The organism is Actinomyces johnsonii (genome assembly GCF_006546835.1).
Taxonomy (GTDB): Bacteria; Actinomycetota; Actinomycetes; order Actinomycetales; family Actinomycetaceae; genus Actinomyces; species Actinomyces johnsonii.
This window is the reverse complement of the sequence record NZ_VICB01000020.1, coordinates 21,656-38,565: the sequence shown is the minus strand read 5'-3', so window position 1 is coordinate 38,565 and position 16,910 is coordinate 21,656. Positions and strand designations below refer to the sequence as shown.

Genomic DNA, 16,910 nt, shown 5'->3' with positions numbered 1-16,910 from the left:
CTATTCCCCGCCGCGGCGCACGGCCTCCAGCATGAGGGTGGCGACGTCGGTGACCCGTACGTCCGCGCCCTCGGAGGCGACGCCGTCGGAGAGCATTGTGGTGCAGAAGGGGCATGCCGTGGCGATGACCTGCGCGCCGGTGCCGATGGCCTCGCGCGAGCGCTCGACGGCGATCCGCGTCCCGATCGTCTCCTCCATGAAGGCGCGCGCCCCACCGCCCCCGCAGCAGAAGCCCCGATCGCGGCTGCGCGGCATCTCCACCGTGGTCGCGCCGGTCGCCTCCAGCAGCTCGCGCGGTGGGGAGTAGATCTGGTTGTGGCGGCCCAGGTAGCAGGCATCGTGGTAGGTGACCGTCGGGATGGTCGGCTCGCTTTCCGCCTTACTGGCCGCGTCCCGGTCCGACGACGCCGCAGCCGGGGACGCCGGCTGCGACTCGGCGCCTTCTACGGTGGCGCCGCCGGCCGAACCCGGCCCGCCCGCGGCCTGCGGCGGCTGGGGGTGCAGTCGGCCCTCGCGCACGAGGCGGTCCAGCAGCTGGGTGTAGTGGAGGACCTCGTAGTGGCCCCCGATCTGCGGGTACTCCCGTGAGATCGTGTTGAAGCAGTGCGCGCAGGTCACCACGATCCTCTGCGCTCCGACCTCGCCCAGGGTCTCCACGTTCTGCGCGGCGAGCATCTGGTAGAGGATCTCATTGCCGGCGCGCCGGGCCGGGTCACCCGTGCAGGTCTCGGCGTCGCCGAGCACAGCGAAGCTCACGCCGGCGGTGTGCAGCAGCTCGGCCACCGCCCGCGTCGTCTTCTTAGCGCGGTCCTCGTAGGCGCCCGCGCAGCCCACCCAGAACAGGTAATCGACGTCCGCGGCGCTCTCGACATCGTCGCCGATGACCGGCACTTCGAAGTCCAGGTTCTTGGCCCAGTCCATGCGCTTGCGCGCCGGCAGCCCCCACGGGTTCCCCTTGGACTCCAGCTTGCGGAACATGCCGCCGAGCTCCTTGGGGAAGGCCGACTCCATGAGCACCTGCTGACGGCGCACGTCGACGACGTGGTCGAGGTGCTCGATGTCCACCGGGCACTGGTCCACGCAGGCCCCGCAGGTGGTGCACGACCACAGGACGTCGGCGGGGATGACCTCCCCGGCCAGGGGGGCGGGCCGCGTGGCCACACCCGTCTCGGTAGGGGCCGCCTTGGCCTCCAGCAGCGCGCCGAGCACATCGCCGGTGTGGGCGGTGCCCGGCTCCAGGCCCAGGTTGGTCTCGCGCGCCAGGCCGTCGTGCATGCCCAGCACCCTGCCGACTATCCCGCCGGAGGTAGGACGAGAGGCCACCATCTCCTCGGTGACGTCGTCGGGCTCGACGCCCAGGGCGCCGGCAGCCCGCAGGTAGGGGGCGGCCGCGGCATGGTGGTCGCGCAGCGCCATGACGAACAGCTTGGGCGACAGAGGCTTGCCGGTGTTCCACGCCGGGCACAGGTCCTGGCAGCGGCCGCACTCGGTGCATGTGGAGAAGTCCAGCAGGCCCTTCCAGGTGAAGTCCTCGATGCGGCCTACGCCCAACTTGACCTCGGGCCCCTCGCCGGAGTCGGCGGCCTCCATGGCTTCCTCCAGCGTGTCCATGGTGGCCTCGGTCAGGGGCTCGTCGCCGATCATGAGCGGCTGGAGCGGGCCCAGGGCCTTGGAGCCGTCCACCTCGCGGCGCGCGTAGACGTTGAGGATCGCCAGGAACCGGTGCCAGGCCACGCCCATCGAGGGCTGGAGGCCCACGACGACGAACCAGCTCATCGAGAGCACCACCTTGATGGTGGCGACAATGAGGATTGCGTTGCCCAGGGTGCCGGTGCTCAGGGGGGCGAGGAGGGGGCCGGTCCAGGCCGTCAGCGGGAAGTGCCACCAGGAGGCCAGTGCGTGCTCGGCCGGGTCGGGGGAGGCGGCCAGGTGGGCGTGCTCGAGCATCCGCAGCGCCAGCACGCAGGCGACCACGCCGATGATCGTGGCCTCCACGAACTTCGCCTGGGCCGACGTCGACCCGGCGAAGCGCGAGGTGCGTGGACGCTTGCCGCCGTCGGAGTCTGGGGCGTAGGGCGGGGCCGCTCGCCCGGCCCGGGTCAGGCGCCAGCGCAGGATCGTCAGGCCCACGATCCCGGCCGTGGACAGCCAGGCGATGAGCTCGACGATCCAGGCCCACCAGGCGGCGTGCCCGATGAGGGGCAGGGCGAAGTCGGGTCCGCCCAGGACCTGCCCGTAACCGGCCACGAGCGTGAGGAACAGCAGTGGGAAGGAGACCATGACCAGCCAGTGGGCGGCCTTGATGAAGGGGCGGCCCTTGAACGCGGTGTGGCCCACGAGCGCTCCCAGCGTGAGCGCCAGGCGCCGGCCGACCGGGCGCAGGCGCTCCGGCGCGGTCCCGCGGCCCACGGCCATGCGGGCGCCAATAGTGAAACAGGCGCGTGCGAAAACTGCGATACCGATCGTCGTGGCGATGACGACGATGACGACACAGGCAATCTGCACGGCACTCATCGGGGCGGGTTTCCTCAGGTTTGCGAAGGCAAAAACGGAATCACGCGGCGGTGGGCCGACGGCGCCCCGGAGGGTCGCCTGCGCGGCACACCGTTGGCGCTCCCGTCAGCCTACCCGCGGCTCGGTGAGGAGCCGTGGTCGAGGGCGCGGGGCGGGTCGGCGCCGGGCGCGCGCAGGAGGCCCGTGAACGGTTCGTGGGCGGGAAAAGTCTCCCGGAGTGACACGGGAGCCGCAGACAAAGGGCGTGCCGACCCCAGGATGGGACCGGCACGCCCTGAAGGAATGGTTCTCAGCTGCCGATGGCGCGCATTGCGTAGGGGGAGTCGGGGCGGCGGGCGCTGTACCACTTGGCGGCCTGGCGCAGTCCGAGCTCGCGCACCAGCGCGATGGTGGCCCCGGAGATGACGGCGAAGGCGATGACCTCGGCCAGCTTGTAGTTGAGGAGCTGGTCCTCCTCGCGCGGGGCGGGCTTGCCGGTGATTGCCCGCCAGCCCAGCGCCACGACCTTCTCCGCTGCGAACCCGGAGGCGAGCGTGGCCACGGCCGCGGTCGCCTTCCACATGAAGTCGGTGGTCTGGTCGATCTCGGTGTGGTCCTGTGCGCTCATTGAGTCCTCCTTGCGCCCCGGTCGGGCGGCGTAGGTGCCTGCGTGCTGGTACCGGACCGGTGTCGCCGGTACGGCTCCGCCCCGATCATGCCGTACCGGCGCCGACAGCGCAGGCAGTACCCGCCCGCGTGGCGCCTGCGCCTAGCCGGATCGGGCTCGACGGGCTCAGGCCTGGGCGGGGCGGATGGCGGCGTTGATCTTGGCGGCCAGGGCCGCGGGGTCGTCGACCGTGAGGTAGAGGTGCGTGAAGCGCTCGTCCTCCAGGGTGATGACCAGCGTGTTCTCGTAGCCGGAGATGTTCCAGAACTGCGCCGTTCCGTTGGCGTGGAAGGTTCCAGCGAGCTTGCCGCCCGTCTGCAGCCCTGGCCCGCGCCAACCTTTGGGCTCGTGGCGCAGGCCGGGGTCGTGGGTGGCGCCACGCACGTGCGCGAGTGGGAACTCCAATCGGGAGGTGAAGGACCAGATCTTGTCCAGCCCGTGCGGCTCGACGCTCAGGGAGGTATCAGTGATAGTGACGGTGTTGCGGCTCATGACGTCTGCTCCTTTCGTGGGCAGGTCGGCTGGGAGGTGTGCTTCTGGCTGGTGCTGGCGGGGCCGGTGCAGGCTATGTCGGCGGTGAGACTGGTGCTGTTGAGTCCGACGCCGTAGCGCCGGCTCGCTCCAGCAGGCGTTGGCCGAGCGCCTCGGCGGTGACGCCTGCCTGGTGCAGGGTGGTCGCGAGGGCGTCGCGCACGGCCGGGTCCCAGGGGGCGAGCTCCATGAGCGCCACGAGGACCAGGTCGAGCTCCTCGTGGCCTGCCCCAGCGGCGTCGGTGGATTCGCTCCGGGGGGCCCTGGGGCTCAGAGCGGTCAGCGCGTTGGCGAGGCAGCGCTGGAAGAGACCGTCCTTGGAACCGAAGACCCCGTAGAGACTGGCGCGGTTGACGCCGGTGGCCCGCACCAGGTCGTCCACGGAGGAGCCGGCGAAGCCGCGCTCGGCGAAGACCGCCGTGGCGGAGCTGATGGCCTCGCTCTCGATGAAGGTTCGTCGTCGTCCCATGAATTCAGAATAGATGTTCTGGAACAGTCAGTCAAGAACGTTCATTCTGAAATCCGTGACTGAGGGATTTATTGGGGGACGTGGCTCCACTCAGCCGATGAGCCTCGTCTGGGCACCGAGGACCAGCAAGGCGTACAGCGCGGCGAAGACTCCGGCGAATCCGGCGCAGACGGCAGCTGGCCGGCGCCGATAGGTCAGGACGGCGACGTACTCGCGCAGCCAGGCGTTGACGATGTAGAACCAGGCTGTGCGCGCCGGTGCCACTGCCCACGGCACCCCCATGTCGGAGGCCAGGATCGCGGTGCGCACCGCGTGGAAGGAGCTCGTCACCAGCAGCACCTGCGGGTCCGCCATGCCGCGCTCGGCCAGGAGATCGCGGGTGTAGGCGATGTTCTGGCGGGTCGTCGTCGAACGGTCCTCCAGGAGAATCCTCTCGGCCGGAATGTCGCGCGCGATCGCGTAGTCGGCCATGGCGCGCGCCTCGCTGATCGGCTCGTCGGGGCCTTGACCACCGCTCATGACCAGTAGCGGCACGCCTGGGCGCAGGGCGTCCTCGTCGCGCCAGGCGTCGATGCCGCCCTTGACCCGCGAGCCCAACAGCGGCCCGACCTGTCCGTTGATGAGCCCTGCGCCGTGGACCACGACGACGTCGGGGTGCGGCATGGCTCGGCGCCCGCCCCAGATCCGCTGCACCACCGTCTGGCTTAAGAAGATGAGCAGGAAGACGCCCAGGTAGGCGCAGGCGCAGAACATGAGTGCGGCGGCCAGCAGGCTCCAGGGGTTGGCGGTGGCCACGAGGGCGGCGGCGGCCATCGGCGTGGCGATGAGTCCCAGGCCGGCCGCCAGACACAGCAGGTTGCTCAGGCGGCGGCCCTCGCGGCGGATGAGGACGACGCCGTTGAACATGAGCAGGAACGGCATAAGGGCGATGAGCAGGGTGAAGGCGACGGTGCCCAGCCCTACCGGGATGCTGAGGGCGGGAATGAGGGAGGCGAGGTAGAGCAGTGCGTTGATCGCGGAGCCGGTCAGGAGCAGGAGGAGGAGCCCGTTGCGCAGCCTGCGGTCGTCGCGGCGCCGCGAGAGCTTGAGGAGTCCCCACCACAGCGCCAGGGCGGCGATGTAGACCAATGGAGTGGAGAGGAGCCAGAGGATGCTCATCGGGTGGGTTCCTCTCGTGGTGCAGGGGCTTGGGTTCTCTTAGACGCGGCTGCGGGAGCCTCCGGTGTGAGGCGGAGTGACCGGGGCAGGTGGGCTGGCAGTCACCATGCGTCCGGAGTGGGTGGCCATCGCCCCGCGCTCATGCGGTCAGGTTAGAAGGCGCCGGGAGGAGAGTGTGAGCGCCCTTGGGACGATTCGCGGGGCCGACTCCTCCGCCCTTTGGACGACATCCCGCATCCTGGCTCCTCCCTAGGGGGAGGTCGATGGGCCCGACCGTGTAGGTGCCGGCTGTCAGGCCCGCGCGGTCGTACCTTAGGTCGCGCGTTCGAGGGGTAGAGGGTGCGAACCCGCGACCTACCCTACGAACGCGCGGGCAGTGCGCCACGATCTAACGCACGGGATCGCCAGGGTGGGTGCGGTCGTAGTCGGCCTGAGCGCGGGCGATGTCCTCCCGGTGTGCCAGCGACCAGTCGGCCAGAGACCCCAGTAGATGTGTCAGGCTCGCCCCCATCGCGGTGAGGCGGTAGTCGACCTGGGCGGGAACAGTGGGGTAGACCGTGCGGCGCACCAGCCCGTCACGTTCGAGCCGACGCACAGTTAGGGTGAGCATGCGCTGGGAGACTCCGCCGACGGCACGCTGTAGCTGACGGAAACGTAGTGGACCGCGAGTTAGCTCGACGATGACCAGCAGGGACCACTTGTCACCCAGCCGGTCGTGGACCGCCCGGATGCCGGGATCCTCCCGATGAGCCTGGGTGCATTGCTCCAGAGGTGCTGGCCCAGGCCCGCCGGTGGTCACATCGCTGTGCGTCGGTGACAAGAAACTGCCTCCTTGTGGGTGCGTGCACGATGCTTCAGGCTCATGCGCAGCGGGCCCGGTAGTCGCGGGAGCCGGCCGCCGGAGCGCGGTTGAGTCTGAAGGAGCCTACTCATGATCATGGTGACTGGTGCGAGCGGGCGGTTCTCCTCAGCCGTCCTGGCGGAGCTGTGCGCTCGCGGTATTCCGGTGGTGGGTGGCAGCCGCACGCCGTCGGTGGGGCAACGGCATGTTGACTTCAGCGTCCCGGACGGCCTGGACTTCAACGGCGTCGACACCCTGCTGCTGGTGTCCGCCGGGGCACAGGAGGACGACCGGCATATCGCCCTCCACCGCGCCGCTGTTGAGGGCGCGGCGCGCGACGGTGTCTCTCACCTCGTTTACACGAGCCTCACCGGCGCGGGCGACCACCTATCAATGGCGCTGCCGCACCGGGTCACCGAGCGAATCATCATGACCAGCGGCATGACGTGGACCATTCTGCGCAACGGCGTCTACTCCGAGATTCTCGGCGCCTTGCTCTCATGGGAGAAGAAGGGGACGGGGGAGACGCTGAGAATCGTGTCGCCGCTGGGTGACGGGGCCGTGGCCGTGGTGGCGCGGCAAGATCTGGCCCGCGCGGCCACCTCAGTCCTCAGCGATCCGGGCAGGCACGAGGGGATGGTTTACGAGCTGGTGGGAAGTCCTGCGGTGTCAGTTGCCGATGTCGCAGGCCATCTGGGCTGCGAGGTGAGGGACGTCAGCTTGGGTGAGTACCGGCAGCGACTGCTTGCCATGGATGGGATGCCGGCCTTCCGCCAATCCCTGATGCTCTCAATAGCCAGCGTCATCCGGCACGGATTCCTGGCCGGAACGGGTGACGACCTCCCCCGTCTGCTGGACGGGGATCCTATGGATCCGCTCGCCGTCGCAGCCGAGGCTATGGTTGCCAGGGCCCCGGTGTCATGAGACATAAGGTTGGCGGACTTCAGTGGATGAGGTAACCCCGGACGCACACCAGTTGCTCGGCGCGCGGTCGTACCTTAGGTCGCGCGTTCGAGGGGTAGAGGGTACGAACCGGCGACCTACCCTACGAACGCGCGGGCAGTGCGCCACGATCTCACGTGCAGGCCGGACGGAGTTGGTGCTGGTGGGCGGCGTCGAACTACAGTCGACCTGTAACGACAGGGGAGCGCCCCGTCGTCGGCCCGGCCGCGATTGGCCGATGGGCCGCCGCCGACGGCGCTGAGAGTGCGGAAGCCCGCAGACCCTCGAACCTGCTCCGGTTAGCACCGGCGAAGGAAGTCGAGACCATCTCCCCGGCGCGCCGCAGGTGGCCGCCGGGCCCTCCGGAGAACCATCCAGGAGGCACACATGAACACTCAGCCCACCCGCCACCCGGCCCAACCTGCCGCACCCGCCCGAGCACCGCTGCCCGGCCGCACCCGCCCGGCCCTCAGCCGCCGCGCCCTGCTCACGGGAACCGCCGCCGGCGCCGTCGGCCTGAGCCTGGCAGCCTGCGGCAAGAGCAAGAAGACCGACTCCAAGACCGTCACCGTCCTCACCCACGACTCCTTCCACGTCTCGGAGGACCTCGTCAAGGCCTTCACCTCCGAGACCGGCTACACCCTCAAGTTCGCCACCTTCGGGGACGCCGGCGCGCTGGTCAACAAGCTCGTCCTGGCCAAGGACGCGCCCCAGGGCGACGCCGTCTTCGGCATCGACAACACCTACGCCACCCGCGCCCTGGACCAGGGCGTCATCGACACCTCCGCCACCGTCACCCTGCCCAAGGGCGCCGAGGGCTACGTCATCGCCAACACCCCGGCCCTCGCGCCCATTGACGTCAGCGACGTCTGCCTCAACATCGACACCGGCTACTTCGCCGGCAAGGGTCTCACGCCCCCGGCCACCTTCGAGGATCTGGCCAAGCCCGAGTACAAGGGCCTGCTCGTGGCCATCAACCCCACCAACTCCTCGCCCGGCATGGCCTGGCTGCTGGCCACCATCGGCCACTTCGGCGCCGGAGGCTTCTCCGACTACTGGAAGCAGCTCGTCGCGTGCGACGTCCGCATCGCCGAGGACTGGACTACCGCCTACGAGACCGACTTCTCCGCCGGGGGCAAGGGCACCTACCCCGTGGTCGTCTCCTACGCCTCCTCGCCCTCCTTCACAGTCTCCGACGACGGCGCCTCCAGCTCCACCTCCGCCCTGCTGGATACGGCCTTCCGCCAAGTCGAGTACGCCGGGGTCCTCAAGGGCGCCGCCAACCCCGAGGGCGGCAAGGCCTTCGTGAAGTGGATGCTCTCCAAGGCCGTCCAGGAGGACATCCCCGGCCAGATGTACATGTACCCGGTCCTGTCCGACGCCGCCCTGCCCGAGGCCCTCACGAAGTTCGGCCCGCTGTCGAGCGCTCCAGTGAGCGTGGATCCCAAGGAGATCACTGCGCACCGCGAGGAGTGGCTGAATACCTGGACCGAGGCCGTCGGCAAGTGAGCGTGCCGCGCGAGGAGGCCACCGCCGCCGACGTCGGAGCACGCGCCGACGCCGGCCCCGGCGGGCCCCGGCCGGGCTGGGGCGAGAGGGTCGGTTGGAGCCTGGCCGTCGTCGGCCCGCTGGCCTTCCTGACGCTCTTCTTCGCCTGGCCTGTGGCCACCCTCATGGGCCGCGGTCTCGCGCCCGACGGCGCCCTGGACCTGAGCGGCTTCGGCGACGTCCTCGCCCGCGAGCGCACCTGGCGGATCCTGGGGCAGACCCTCACCCAGGCCGCGCTCGGCACAGCCGTGTGCGTGGCCCTCGGCATCCCCGGGGCCCTCGTGCTCTACCGGCGCACTTTCCCCGGCCGCGACCTGCTGCGCGGAGTGGTGACGGTGCCCTTCGTGCTGCCGAGCGTCGTCGTCGGCGTCGCCTTCCACGCCCTGGTCACCCGCGGCGGGCCCCTGGAGGTGCTGGCCCTGGACGGGACGCTGAGCGCGGTCGTGGCCGCGCTGGCCTTCTTCAACTACGGGCTCGTGGTGCGCACCGTGGGGACCATGTGGTCGCGGCTCGACCCTCGCGCCGTGGAGGCCGCCCGGGCCCTGGGGGCTTCGCCGATGCGGGCCTTCGCCACCGTCACCCTGCCCGCGCTGGCGCCCGCGATCGCCTCGGCCGCCTCCCTGACCTTCCTGTTCTGTGCCACCGCCTACGGGGTGGTGCTCGTGCTCGGCGGGGTGGGGATCGGCACCATCGAGACCGAGATCTACCGGCTGACCACCCAGTACCTCGACCTGCGGGGCGCCGCCGTGCTGTCCGTGGTCCAACTCGGCGTCATCGCGCTGGCCCTGTGGACGGCCGAGCGGGCGCGCGCCGCCACCCAGACGCGCCTGCGGCTGCGCACCGAGGCGCCCGCCGGGCGGCTGCGGGCCGCCGATGCACCCGCGCTCGCGGTTACCGCCGTTACGGTGGTGGGGCTGATGGTGGCGCCGATGGCGGTGCTGGTGACGCGCTCCCTGCAGCGCGATGGCGTCTGGACGCTGGCGAACTACACCGACCTGGGCACGACCGGCGGGCGCAACGCCCTGCTTGTGACCGTGTGGGAGGCGGCCGCGAACTCGGTGGCCGTGGCCGTGGCGGCCGCGGTCATCGCCCTGACGCTGGGGGTGTCGGTGTGCCTGGTCGTCTCGCGCCGTCCCCGCAGCCGTGCACTCGCCCGGGCGGTCATGGGGCTCGACGCCGCCTTCATGCTGCCGCTGGGCGTGTCCGCCGTGACGGTCGGCTTCGGTTTCCTCATCACCCTGGCGCGTCCGCCGCTGGCCCTGACCCGCTCCTGGTGGATCCTGCCGCTGGCGCAGGCCGTCGTGGCCGTGCCGCTCGTGGTGCGCACCCTGCTGCCGGCGCTGCGCGCCATCGACCCGCGTCAGCGCGAGGCGGCGGCCGCCCTGGGGGCCGGGCCCGGCCGGGTGCTGCTGACCGTGGATGGACCCCAGCTGCTGCGCGCCGGCGGGCTGGCGGCCGGCTTCGCCCTGGCGACGTCGTTGGGGGAGTTCGGGGCGACGTCGTTCCTGGCCCGGCCCCAGGAGCCGACGCTGCCGGTGGTCGTCTACCGGCTCATCGGCAGCCCCGGCTCCCAGAACCAGGGGATGGCCCTGGCTGGGGGCGTGGTCCTGGCGGTGGGCAGCGCCGCCGTCATGCTTGGCTGCGAATGGCTCCAGACCCGGCTCGGCCCCGGGAGAAGCGGGCGAGTGGTGTTCGGCAACGTTCGAGCGGCGGATGGTCCGGGCGCGGCGGGCAAGCGGCGGACAACGATGGCGGGAGGGCCCGGCTCTGCGGGCCCAGGACGGACGGAGGTGGGCGGCGATGAGCCCGGAGACCAGTGATACCAATGCTTCCGTGGGCCTGTCGGTGCGCGGGCTCGTCGTGGCCTACGGGGACCTGCGCGCCGTCGACGGCGTCGACCTGGACGTGGCCGCGGGCGAGGTCGTCGCCCTCCTGGGCGCCTCCGGCTCGGGGAAGTCCTCGCTCCTGCGGGCGGTCGCCGGTCTGGAGGACGTGGCCGACGGCTCGGTCGCCTGGGATGGGCGGGGCGTGGTGCGCGTGCCCGTCCACAAACGAGGCTTCGGCCTCATGTTCCAGGACGGTCAGCTCTTCGAGCACCGCGACGTCGGCGGCAACATCGCCTACGGGCTCGCCGGCCTGCCGCGCGCCCGGCGGGGCGAGCGGGTGCGCGAGATGCTCAAGCTCGTGGGGCTTCCCGGCTTCGAGCGGCGGCGGGTGACGACCCTGTCCGGCGGACAGGCGCAGCGGGTGGCCCTGGCCCGGGTGCTGGCGCCGGCCCCCCGGCTCCTGCTGCTCGACGAGCCCCTGTCCGCCTTGGACCGGGCCCTGCGCGAGCAGCTGGCGACCGACGTGCGCGCCATCCTGCGCCAGGGCAGGACCACGGCACTCTACGTCACCCACGATCAGGACGAGGCCATGACCGTGGCCGACCGGGTCGGCGTCATGGAGGCCGGCCGACTCCTGCGCCTGGACACGCCTCAGCGCCTGTGGGCCGACCCCGGCAGCCGCAACGTGGCGCGCTTCCTGGGATTCGACGTCGTCGGCGATCTCGCCCTCGCCCCCGGCGCACTGTGCGTGGTCGGGGACGCGGCGGGGGAGACGGGGGTGCGGGGCGGGCCCGAGGAGATGCGGTTGTCGGCCACTGTGCTGGCCTCGCGCCTGCGCCGCGGCCAGTGGGAGGTGGAGGTCGAGTTCGATCCCGAGCGGCTTGCCGAACTGACTGGAGAAGCCGATGCTGACAGTGGCGGCAGCCCGGCCCGTGCCGCCGCCCTGGCGCGGCGCCCCCACGACGCCGGCGAGTCTGTCACCCTGCGCCTCGACCCCGCGCGCACCGCCCGGCTGTAAAGCACTGGGGCGGAGGCCCCGGTGTCGCGTTCGTACCTTAGGTCGCGCGTTCGAGGGGTAGAGGGTGCGACCGCGCCACCTACCCTACGAACGCGCGGAGGAAGGATGTCTGGGACGGGTGGTGTCCGATCGTGTCGCAGCGCCGTTGTAATCTGCGCTCGTCGGCCGGAGCAATCCGCACCCCTGCCCGCATCGGCCGTCCACCGGCGGCCATCGGCGTCCCCACTGACGGGCCTGCGGTGCGCGGGGCTCCCGGATCGGTCAGGCCGACTCGGGCGAGCGGGTCGACGCACATCCCTCCAACCACCCATGAACCGCCATGATCCCCATGACCTCTGACAACCTCCCTCCCCAGCGGACCCCGAAGCGGGTCCGGGACTGGCAGAAGAGCCTGCTCGATCTCTCCCTGCGCAATCCCCTCATCAATCGCGTCTCCCGCCACGCCGTGAAGCTGCGCGTCCCACCGGCGCTCATCGGCGAGTTCGAGGACCTTGTCAATGACAAGGAATACATCACCCTCACCGCGGGACGACACCGGCCCGCGGGGCTGTCCGACGAGGACCTTCAGCAGGAGCAGGCCCGCGCGGACTCGCTCCTGAAAGAGCGAACCGTCGAGGTCGAGCTCACCGCCAACGAGCGTGTGCAGCGTCTCCAGGCCCTGGCCACTGGCGCCCGCACCGCCGTCGAGGAGACCGGCGCCAACAACCTCTACCTGGCCATCGGAACCCTGCAGTGGGACAGCGACGGCAGCCGCCTGCACTCCCCGCTCATCCTCATCCCGGTCAACCTCGAACGCACCGGAGACGACTTCAGGATCATCCTGGACGAGACGGGTGCCTCCACCCCCAACTACTCCTTCCTCGACCGCTTCGCTCGGGACACCGGCATCGAGCTCACCGAGCTGAGGAACCCGCGGCTCGACGAGCACGGCATCGACCTGCGGGCCACTCTCGACGGCGTGCGCGACCGTCTGCGGCGCGCCGGCTGGGGCGACGTCGTCGCCCCCACAGTCCACCTGGGGCTGTTCCGCTTCTCCACCTACCGGATGTGGAAGGACCTTGAGGACCACTGGCCGACGATCGCCGCCAGCCCGCTGGTTGCCCACCTCATGGCGGGAGGGCGCCAGAACTTCGTGGACCCGGCGGGCCCGGCCGATAGGGACATCGACATCGACGAGGCGACCCAGAACCTGCCCCTGGCCGCGGACTCCACACAGGCCCGAGTCGTGGCCGACGCCGTCGCCGGACGCAGCATCGTCGTCGAAGGGCCACCCGGAACGGGCAAGTCCCAGACCGTCTCCAACCTCATCTTCCGGGCGCTGGCCACGGGCCGGTCCATCATGTTCGTCGCCGAGAAGAAGTCCGCCCTCGACGTCGTTGCCCGCCGCCTGCGCGAGGAGACCGGTATCGGCGACCTGCTGCTCAACCTGCACGACAACGGCATGAAGCCGACAGAGGTCCGCCGGGCACTGCGCCGCGCCCTGGCCCTGCGGCGAGGAGAGTCCGGAGACGGCGTCGACGTCGGCACCGGTGAGGCGGCCGGAGGCTCCACCCCGGCTGCGCTGCGCACCGAGCTGGCCAGGATCCGCACCGAGCTCGACGCCTACCGCCGCGGCCTGTACGAGCCGGCACCGGGCGGCCTGTCTTACAGCGGAGCACGAGAAGTGCTCGCCCAGCTCCGGGACTCCGGAGAATCCGGGGACTCCGCCGACTCTGCCGGCTCTACCACCGTCCAGGTCCAGGCCGCCCTGGAGGAGCGGGCCCGCGCCACCGGTCTGGACCGCTTCGACGCCGCTGCTCACAACCGGCTCATCGAACGCTACCGCAGTGCCCTGGACGAGCTGCGGGCGGCTCTGACACCTGAGCTGGTCGACGTCGTCCTGGCCCACCGAGACCGGGTCCTGCAGGAGGCCGCCGCCCGCGCCGAGGAGCTGCGCAGCGAGCTCAACCGCCGTCGCAGCGCCATGAGCGTGCGCGAGCTGATGAGCGCCTACGGCGACCTCATCACCGCCCTGACGCCCTGCCTGCTCGTCTCACCCGACTCGGTGGCCCGGTTCTTCCCGGCCGACCGGCGCTACGTGGACATCGTCGTCTTCGACGAAGCCTCCCAGATCCGGGTGGCCGACGCCGTGGGCGCCATGGGGCGCGGCCGCAGCGTGGTTGTGGTCGGCGACCCCAAGCAGATGCCGCCCACCCCCGGCGCCGGCGAGACACGAGGGGAGCAGGCGTCCGAGGCCGACTCCATCCTCACCCGCTGCCTGGACAGCGGCCTGCTCCAGCACCGGCTCACCTGGCACTACCGCAGCCGGGACGAGTCCCTCGTCGCCTTCTCCAACCGCCACTACTACGGCGGCCGACTGCACACCTTCCCCAGCCCGCTGACGATTGCCGCCGGGGCCGACGACGCCCCCGGCGGTCACGGCATCTCGCTGCGACGGGTCCGCGGCCGCTACTTCCGGCCCGAGGACTGCGCCCGGCACTCCAGTGCTTCTCCGAACACCAATCCGCTTGAGGCCCAACGCGTGGTGGAGGAGGTGCTCCGGCACGTCGAGGCCTGCCCCGACCGCCTGCCCTCGCTGGGCGTCATCACCTTCAACGATCGCCAGCGCGACCTCATTGAGGACAGCCTGCGCGAGGCCGCCTCGCCCCGGGTCATCGAGGCCCTCGACGCCCGCGACGGCCTGTTCGTCAGGAACCTAGAGAACGTCCAGGGCGAGGAACGCGACACGATCCTGTTCTCGGTGACCTTCTCGGCCAATGCGAGGGGCGACCTGCCGCTGAACTTCGGGGTGCTCAACCACGCCGGCGGCGAGCGCCGCCTCAACGTGGCCATCACCCGGGCCCGCAGGCAGATCATCGTCTTCACCAGCTTCGACCCCCAGGACCTGCACGCCGAGCGGACCGCCTACCGGGGCGTCAAAGACCTGCGCGCCTACCTCCACCAGGCCGCCGAGGGACGGGCCCCGCGGGCTCTGCCCGCCTCGCAGAGCCCGCTCAGTTGGCACCGCCGTGAGATCGCCGGAGCACTGGAGGCGGCCGGGCTCGCGGTCCGCACCGGCGTTGGCCACTCCACCTTCGAGATCGACCTCGTCCTGGCGCGCGCCGACCAGCCAGACCGCCCCGCCGTGGCCGTCCTGCTCGACGGGTCGCAGTGGAACAGGCGGGAGGGCGTCGTCGACCGCGACCTGCTGCCGGTCGACGTCCTGCGCACCATGGGCTGGCAACGGGTCGAGCGGGTCTGGACGCCCGAGTGGCTGGCGGACCCGCAGGCTGTCGTCGCCCGGCTCGTCAAGGCTGCCGGCGGTCACTGGACACCGCCGACACCGACGGCGGCCGTGCCTGAACCGCAGCACACCGGCCAGGCCCAGGACGTCGCGCCGCTCGCCGACGACGATGCTCGGACCGCAGTCCAGGACTCCGCCGATGCAGGCGGTGGCGATGCGATGGCGCCCGCCCCCGGTCCGCGGGCCCCGGGCGGCGAGTACACCGCCTGGAGCCCGGCGGGTGTGCGCCCCCTGGAGATCCTTGACCGGGCTGGCACTGATCCAGAGGCCAGGAAGGTGCTCGTCGAGGTCGCCACCGCCATCTGCCAGGTCGAGGCCCCGATCGCGCGGCGCCGGTTCTACGTCAAGATTTCCCGCGCCTTCGGACTGTCGCGAACCGTCAAGTCGCGCGAGGAGTCGATCAGGGTGGCCCTGGGGGAGGCCTTCGCCTACTTCGACGAGGACGGCTTCGTGTGGGCCTGCCGGGACGACGCGCTCGCGGCCCCGACCTACCGCCGTAACGCCCTGGACCATGTGGACTCCATCGAGGAGATCCATCCTCGTGAGCTGATGGGGCTCATGGCTCAGGCGCGTGCCAAGAACCCGGAGTGGGTCTCCCGGGAGGACCTGTTCACGTGGGCGCTCAAGCGTCTGAGCGCCAAGAAGCGTAGTCTCGGTGCGCGCGGGGTGTCGGAGGCGCTCACCCGGGCCCTTAAGGAGGCTGAGCGCGAGCAGTCGTAGCCCCGCTAGTGTGCCGAGCACGCCGCGTTCGTGCCTTAGAGTGCGCGTTCGAGGGGTAAAGGGTACGAACGCGAGACCTACCCTACGAACGCGCGGAGCCGCCTCAGGCCGACTCGGCGAAGGCCTGCCGCACGTGGTCGATGAAGAGCTCGTTTTCGGTCTGCCAGGGGTTGTGGCCCGAGTGCTCGAAGTAGACCAGCGACTTGCGCGGCGCGCTCAGCCGTGCGTAGTAGTCCTCCACCAGGCCGGCGGGCGCGTTGTAGTCGTAGCGGCCGTGAAAGATATGGATCGGGATCTGCTGTTCGGCCGCGCATTGGCGGAGGTCGATCGGGTAGAGCTTGCCGTAGAACGAATCGAAGGTCCGGTACAGGCCCCAGAAGAAGGACACCTTGTCGAGCAGGCCGTACTCGACCCCGTAGGGTCCGTCCATGGTGGAGAAGGTGGCGCCATGGAGCTGTCCGGTACGCGCCGACGTCCCATACAGGGGGAGAGGTAGGCGTTCGTCTTGAGGGCGATTCCCGACTTGTAGGGCGGTGGTCCCTGCTCTTCGAGCTTGTCGACGAGTTTCCGGTTCCCGGTCCTCCGGGCGTCCTCGAGAGCCATCTGATAGTCGATCCTCTCGGTCTCGAGGAAGTCGATCATCTGGCCCGTGCCGACGAAAGCCCGGTAGTACTCCGGGTGCTCGCGCGCCATCATGAGCCCCAGTGCCGAGCCCCACGACTCGCCCATGAGGTAGATGCGGTCCTGACCGAACTCGCGTCTGAGGGTCTCAGTGACCGCGGCCCCGTCGGAGAGGTAGGTGTCGAGAGTGATATCCGCGGGGCTGATCGCGCCGTAGGACTTCGCCGCCCCCGGCTGCTCCCAGGTGACGACGACGTAGTCGCGCTCCAGGTCGGCGAAACAGTGACGGGCGGTCACCAGCTGTGAGCCTCCTGGCCCGCCGGAGAGGAACAGCAGGACGGGTTTGCTACGGTCCTGGCCGCGCAGGGACAGCCACTCAGTGCGGCCGTTGACAGTGACGGAGCGCAGCTCCGAGATCGGGTCGGGCCCCTCGACGGCGGGCGTGAAAGCCGTGACTTGCGACAGCGCCACCATGAGGATGAGGAGGGCGCCGGTCAGCAGCGAGATCTGCAGCGAGATGGCGGCCGCCGCGGCTGGGCGGTGCAGAAACGCTGTGACGATGCGGATGACCAGGGCCGCGAGGAGGCCCCCGAGCGTTACTACCGTGAGTGCGGCGGCTCCGTAGACCTCGCCCCGTGGGTCCTGAATGCGAAGCACGTGCTGGCGCAGGCAGACGTAGTAGATGATGAGGCCGAGGGCCAGGACTGACCAGATGATCATCGCCGTCTTGACATGAGACATGGCAACTGCGCCTTGGGTGCTTGACGACAGTGTCGGATAGAGGTCGAGCGTC

The 16,910-nt window shown here is 70.5% G+C and carries 13 protein-coding genes; 5 read left to right on the top strand and 8 right to left on the bottom strand.

Annotated features, from left to right (window positions below; all coding sequences use genetic code 11):
- From FK256_RS11840 to FK256_RS11815, 6 genes are all read right to left on the bottom strand, one after another.
- Positions 1-2,514 carry a (Fe-S)-binding protein gene (locus tag FK256_RS11840; RefSeq protein WP_141424895.1) on the bottom strand — a complete coding sequence of 838 codons (2,514 nt, stop codon included), beginning with the start codon at positions 2,512-2,514 and terminating at the stop codon, positions 1-3.
- A gap of 289 nt (positions 2,515-2,803) precedes the next feature.
- Positions 2,804-3,121, bottom strand: coding sequence for a DUF4235 domain-containing protein (locus FK256_RS11835; RefSeq protein ID WP_021606423.1), 318 nt, complete (start codon positions 3,119-3,121; stop codon positions 2,804-2,806).
- Between the two features lie 165 nt (positions 3,122-3,286).
- Positions 3,287-3,652 carry a hypothetical protein gene (locus FK256_RS11830; RefSeq protein ID WP_128831276.1) on the bottom strand — a complete coding sequence of 122 codons (366 nt, stop codon included), beginning with the start codon at positions 3,650-3,652 and terminating at the stop codon, positions 3,287-3,289.
- 73 nt (positions 3,653-3,725) lie between these two features.
- The gene (locus FK256_RS11825) at positions 3,726-4,160 is read right to left on the bottom strand and encodes a TetR/AcrR family transcriptional regulator (RefSeq protein ID WP_141424894.1); all 435 of its coding nucleotides are present in this window, start codon (positions 4,158-4,160) and stop codon (positions 3,726-3,728) included.
- 90 nt (positions 4,161-4,250) lie between these two features.
- Entirely contained in the window at positions 4,251-5,318 is a 1,068-nt protein-coding gene (locus FK256_RS11820; protein WP_141424893.1) for a YdcF family protein, read from the bottom strand.
- A gap of 388 nt (positions 5,319-5,706) precedes the next feature.
- A complete protein-coding gene (locus FK256_RS11815; RefSeq protein WP_141424892.1) occupies positions 5,707-6,138 on the bottom strand; it encodes a winged helix-turn-helix transcriptional regulator in 432 nt (143 codons plus the stop codon).
- A 111-nt stretch (positions 6,139-6,249) separates the two neighbouring features.
- Here FK256_RS11815 and FK256_RS11810 point away from each other — a divergent pair, with 111 nt between their 5' ends.
- From FK256_RS11810 to FK256_RS11790, 5 genes are all read left to right on the top strand, one after another.
- Complete coding sequence (locus FK256_RS11810) at positions 6,250-7,083, top strand: NAD(P)H-binding protein (protein ID WP_141424891.1); 834 nt, start codon at positions 6,250-6,252, stop codon at positions 7,081-7,083.
- Positions 7,084-7,488: 405 nt separating this feature from the next.
- Entirely contained in the window at positions 7,489-8,610 is a 1,122-nt protein-coding gene (locus tag FK256_RS11805; RefSeq protein WP_244936406.1) for a thiamine ABC transporter substrate-binding protein, read from the top strand.
- A gap of 2 nt (positions 8,611-8,612) precedes the next feature.
- Positions 8,613-10,469 carry an ABC transporter permease gene (locus FK256_RS11800; RefSeq protein ID WP_211343575.1) on the top strand — a complete coding sequence of 619 codons (1,857 nt, stop codon included), beginning with the start codon at positions 8,613-8,615 and terminating at the stop codon, positions 10,467-10,469.
- The gene (locus tag FK256_RS11795) at positions 10,450-11,493 is read left to right on the top strand and encodes an ABC transporter ATP-binding protein (RefSeq protein ID WP_141424889.1); all 1,044 of its coding nucleotides are present in this window, start codon (positions 10,450-10,452) and stop codon (positions 11,491-11,493) included. The genes FK256_RS11800 and FK256_RS11795 overlap by 20 nt, the downstream gene beginning before the upstream one ends.
- Positions 11,494-11,821: 328 nt before the next feature.
- Complete coding sequence (locus FK256_RS11790; RefSeq protein WP_244936404.1) at positions 11,822-15,496, top strand: DUF4011 domain-containing protein; 3,675 nt, start codon at positions 11,822-11,824, stop codon at positions 15,494-15,496.
- 103 nt (positions 15,497-15,599) lie between these two features.
- On the opposite strand, the gene FK256_RS14695 is transcribed toward FK256_RS11790, so the two are convergent.
- Together FK256_RS14695 and FK256_RS11785 are read right to left on the bottom strand one after the other, a co-directional pair.
- On the bottom strand, positions 15,600-15,737 hold the full coding sequence (locus FK256_RS14695; RefSeq protein ID WP_244936402.1) for a hypothetical protein: 138 nt from the start codon (positions 15,735-15,737) through the stop codon (positions 15,600-15,602).
- Entirely contained in the window at positions 15,713-16,858 is a 1,146-nt protein-coding gene (locus FK256_RS11785; RefSeq protein ID WP_244936400.1) for an alpha/beta fold hydrolase, read from the bottom strand. Before FK256_RS11785 ends, FK256_RS14695 begins: the two co-directional genes overlap by 25 nt.
- Between the last annotated feature and the right edge of the window lie 52 nt (positions 16,859-16,910).

Excerpts from the sequence above, each read along its gene's own strand:
- FK256_RS11840 (WP_141424895.1), bottom strand. The coding sequence starts at position 2,514 with ATGAGTGCCGTGCAGATTGCCTGTGTCGTCATCGTCGTCATCGCCACG.
- FK256_RS11835 (WP_021606423.1), bottom strand. The coding sequence starts at position 3,121 with ATGAGCGCACAGGACCACACCGAGATCGACCAGACCACCGACTTCATG.
- FK256_RS11830 (WP_128831276.1), bottom strand. The coding sequence starts at position 3,652 with ATGAGCCGCAACACCGTCACTATCACTGATACCTCCCTGAGCGTCGAG.
- FK256_RS11825 (WP_141424894.1), bottom strand. The coding sequence starts at position 4,160 with ATGGGACGACGACGAACCTTCATCGAGAGCGAGGCCATCAGCTCCGCC.
- FK256_RS11820 (WP_141424893.1), bottom strand. The coding sequence starts at position 5,318 with ATGAGCATCCTCTGGCTCCTCTCCACTCCATTGGTCTACATCGCCGCC.
- FK256_RS11810 (WP_141424891.1), top strand. The coding sequence starts at position 6,250 with ATGATCATGGTGACTGGTGCGAGCGGGCGGTTCTCCTCAGCCGTCCTG.
- FK256_RS11805 (WP_244936406.1), top strand. The coding sequence starts at position 7,489 with ATGAACACTCAGCCCACCCGCCACCCGGCCCAACCTGCCGCACCCGCC.
- FK256_RS11795 (WP_141424889.1), top strand. The coding sequence starts at position 10,450 with ATGAGCCCGGAGACCAGTGATACCAATGCTTCCGTGGGCCTGTCGGTG.
- FK256_RS11790 (WP_244936404.1), top strand. The coding sequence starts at position 11,822 with ATGACCTCTGACAACCTCCCTCCCCAGCGGACCCCGAAGCGGGTCCGG.
- FK256_RS11785 (WP_244936400.1), bottom strand. The coding sequence starts at position 16,858 with ATGTCTCATGTCAAGACGGCGATGATCATCTGGTCAGTCCTGGCCCTC.